This window comes from uncultured Methylobacterium sp. (genome assembly GCF_964244095.1).
GTDB lineage: Bacteria > Pseudomonadota > Alphaproteobacteria > Rhizobiales > Beijerinckiaceae > Methylobacterium.
The window spans coordinates 1-3253 of sequence record NZ_CAXTHR010000245.1 but is presented as its reverse complement, the minus strand read 5'-3'; the positions used below and the strand labels follow the sequence as shown (position 1 = coordinate 3253).

Genomic DNA, 3253 nt, shown 5'->3' with positions numbered 1-3253 from the left:
GCGCGTTGAGGTAGCGGCGGCGCTCCTCGGTGTCCTGCGGCGTCACCAGGATCTGCCCGGCGACGATGCCGTGGTGGCCGAGCGCCTCGGCCCAGTGCCGCGCCAGCGCGATCTGCCCGACGGAGGCCGCGCCCTGGCTCTCCTCCAGCCGCAGCGCGCCCGGCGCGAAGCCGAGCACGGTGCGCCCCAGCGCGATGCTGCCCGACGACACCACCAGCACGTCGACGCCGCGGGCGTGCAGCTCGGCGATGTCCTCGGCGAGCGCGGCCAGCCACGCATGCCGCAGCCGCCCGCGGACCCGGTCGACCAGCAGCGCCGAGCCGACCTTGATGACGACCCGGCGGAAGTGTTCGAGGGACGGGGTCATGGGACGGGTTTGTACGCGGGCTCGATGTCCGTGTGGATGAAGTCGCGGCCCTTGAACAGCAGCGGGACGCCATGAGCCTTCGCGACCGCATAGGACATGCAGTCGCCGAAGTTGAGCTCAGCCGGGTGGCCGCTACCTTTGCCGAAACGGGCAAAGGCCGCTCGGGCGAGTTCGTACATCGCCGCGTCGAAGGCAACGATCGTCACCGATGGCCTGTTTCCGAGATCGGTGAGGAATTTGCCGGCGGCGTGAGACAACCGGGGACCCAGCACCATGCAGACTTCGACCATCGTCGGCGCACCGACGATGGCGTGCTCGATCGCGATGGCGCGGCTGAAGGCGGGTTCCTCGGGCTCGGAGAGCGCGATGGCGACGACAGCCGAGCTGTCCAGCGCGATCATATCGGCAGGCCGTACTCGTCGTACATGTCCGAATGATCCGAGGTGCACCGGGGACCCTGTGCGCCGACGCCTCACGGGCGATCGCACGCAGCGCGTCGTATTCCTGCTGCTGACTCGGGGTGAGTTCGTCGTGCTGTTCAAGGCGCGAACCGAACTCGCGCAAGGCCCGCAACACGGTATCCGTCACGCTGATATCGAGGCGCGCAGCAATCGCGTTCGCGAGCCGCGAGACTTCCTCGCTGCGGATGTCGAGATGCTTCGTCATGACCGATCCGCCCCTGCAGATGCGAACGACCGGACCTTAGCCCTTCAGGGAACCGCCGTCATCACGGCTGCCAGGCCGCCTCCGGCACGCGCGCGGCCTCGGCGGCCGCGTCCATCTCGCCCTGGAGTGCGCGCAACGCCTCCGGCACGCCTTGGCCCGAGGCGGAGGACAGCACCAGGGGCTTGCGCTTGGCGGCACGCTTCAGGCGGGCGACCTGTTCCTTGAGGGTGTCGGCATCGAGCGCGTCGGCCTTGGAGAGCGCCACGATCTCCGGCTTGCCCGCGAGGTCTTCGCCGTAGGCCTCCAGTTCGTGCCGGACCGTCCTGTAGGCCCGGCCCGCATGCTCGCAGGTGGCGTCGACCAGATGCAGCAGCACCCGGCAACGCTCGACATGGGCCAAAAACTTGTCCCCGAGCCCGACGCCCTCGTGCGCGCCCTCGATCAGGCCGGGGATGTCGGCGAGCACGAACTCGCGCGCGTCCGAGCGCACGACGCCCAGCCCCGGATGCAGCGTGGTGAAGGGGTAGTCGGCGATCTTCGGCTTGGCCGCGGTGACGGTGGCCAGGAACGTCGACTTGCCGGCGTTCGGCAGGCCGACGAGGCCGGCATCCGCGATGAGCTTGAGGCGCAGCCAGATCCACTGCTCGGTGCCCTCCAGCCCCGGATTGGCGTGCTTGGGGGCGCGGTTGGTCGAGGTGGTGAAGTAGGCGTTGCCGAAGCCGCCGTTGCCGCCCTTGGCGAGCCGCACCCGCTGGCCGACCTGCGTCATGTCGGCGATCAGGTGCTCGCCGTCCACCGCCAGGATCTGCGTGCCGGCGGGCACCTTCAGCACCACGTCGGCGCCGTTGGCGCCGTGGCGGTTCGAGCCCATGCCGTGCTCGCCCTTGCGCGCCTTGAAGTGCTGCTGGTAGCGGTAGTCGATCAGGGTGTTGAGCCCGTCGACGCATTCCACCCAGACGTCGCCGCCGCGCCCGCCGTCGCCGCCGTTGGGGCCACCGAACTCGATGAACTTCTCGCGCCGGAACGCGACGCATCCGGCGCCGCCGTCGCCGGAGCGGACATAGACCTTGGCTTCGTCGAGGAATTTCACGGTGTCGCTCGTCTCTTCGGAGGTGGGCCGCCGCCCGCCTCGGTTCTGCCCGTGCCGCAGCACGCGATGGGATCTACGCCGCCCGCACGCGGCCGGCGAAGGCGTCCGCGCGCCGTGCCGACCATGCGGCGCGGTCGAGGCGGAACAGGTCGATGGCGGTCGCGTCCCCGCGTGCCGGCAACAACCGCACGGCCGTCCCGCACGCCGCGAAGCCGACCTTCTCCAGCACCCGGCGCGAGGCCGCGCTCCCGCCCCGCGCCTCCGAGGCCAGCACCGCGCCGCCGGCATAGGCGAAGTAGGCGTCGACGATCGCGGTCGCGGCCTCGGTGGCCAGCCCCCGCCCCCAGAACGGCCGGCCGAGCCAGTAGCCGAGATGCGGACCGTCCTCCGACGCATCCGCCTGAATCCCGATCATGCCGACGAGGCCGGCAGGCTCCGAGCGGAGCGACAGCGCCATCGCGAGGCCGGCGCCCTCGGCGTTGCCGCGCCGCGCGTCGAGCACCGCGGCCTCGATCCCCGCCCGATCGATCGGCTGCGGAAGCCGCGCCGTCATCGCGGCGACCGCGTGCGCGCCGGCGAGCCGCACGATCGCCTCCACATCCTTCACCCGCGGCCAGCGCAGCCACAGGCTGCGGGTCTCGATCCGGAAGACGTCGTCGCGGGTGAGGTCGGGGAACATCGGACGGGCTCCTGCGCGACGGACCCGGATCGATACCGGAGAACCGTGGCGCCGAGACGACGAAGGGGAGGATGGCCCCCCATCCTCCCCGACCGTCCCGTCCGACCCCCGAGCGCAGCGCCGAGGAGGGGAAACAGGTCCGCCGGTCCGGTGTGGGACACCGGCGGGGCCTGCTTCGCCTGAAGGCGCCCGCCGTCTACTCTGCCGCCTGGGCTACGGGTACCACCGCAACGTAGGCGCGGCCGCGCTTGGTCTGAAACGCGACCCGGCCCTCGGTGAGCGCGAACAGGGTGTGGTCCTTGCCCATGCCGACGTTGGTGCCGGGGTGCCACTTGGTGCCGCGCTGGCGCACGATGATGTTGCCCGGAATCACGGCCTCCGAGCCGAACTTCTTCACGCCGAGGCGCTGGCCGGCCGAATCGCGGCCGTTGCGGGACGAGCCGCCTGCTTT

4 protein-coding genes and 2 pseudogenes are annotated in these 3253 nt (G+C 71.1%); all 6 read right to left on the bottom strand.

Annotated elements, in window-relative coordinates:
* Positions 1–367 (bottom strand): annotated as a pseudogene (locus ACFE86_RS21925) (glutamate 5-kinase); the annotation flags it as partial.
* Complete coding sequence (locus tag ACFE86_RS21920; RefSeq protein ID WP_375457425.1) at positions 364–768, bottom strand: type II toxin-antitoxin system VapC family toxin; 405 nt, start codon at positions 766–768, stop codon at positions 364–366. The pseudogene ACFE86_RS21925 and the gene ACFE86_RS21920, both read right to left, overlap by 4 nt.
* A 64-nt stretch (positions 769–832) precedes the next feature.
* Positions 833–1033, bottom strand: a pseudogene (locus ACFE86_RS21915) (type II toxin-antitoxin system VapB family antitoxin); the annotation flags it as partial.
* A gap of 61 nt (positions 1034–1094) precedes the next feature.
* Complete coding sequence (obgE, locus tag ACFE86_RS21910) at positions 1095–2123, bottom strand: GTPase ObgE (protein ID WP_375457424.1); 1029 nt, start codon at positions 2121–2123, stop codon at positions 1095–1097.
* A gap of 73 nt (positions 2124–2196) precedes the next feature.
* On the bottom strand, positions 2197–2802 hold the full coding sequence (locus ACFE86_RS21905) for a GNAT family N-acetyltransferase (RefSeq protein WP_375457423.1): 606 nt from the start codon (positions 2800–2802) through the stop codon (positions 2197–2199).
* Positions 2803–2998: 196 nt separating this feature from the next.
* The coding region (rpmA, locus tag ACFE86_RS21900) for a 50S ribosomal protein L27 (RefSeq protein ID WP_375457422.1) at positions 2999–3253 on the bottom strand (255 nt) is incomplete at its 5' end.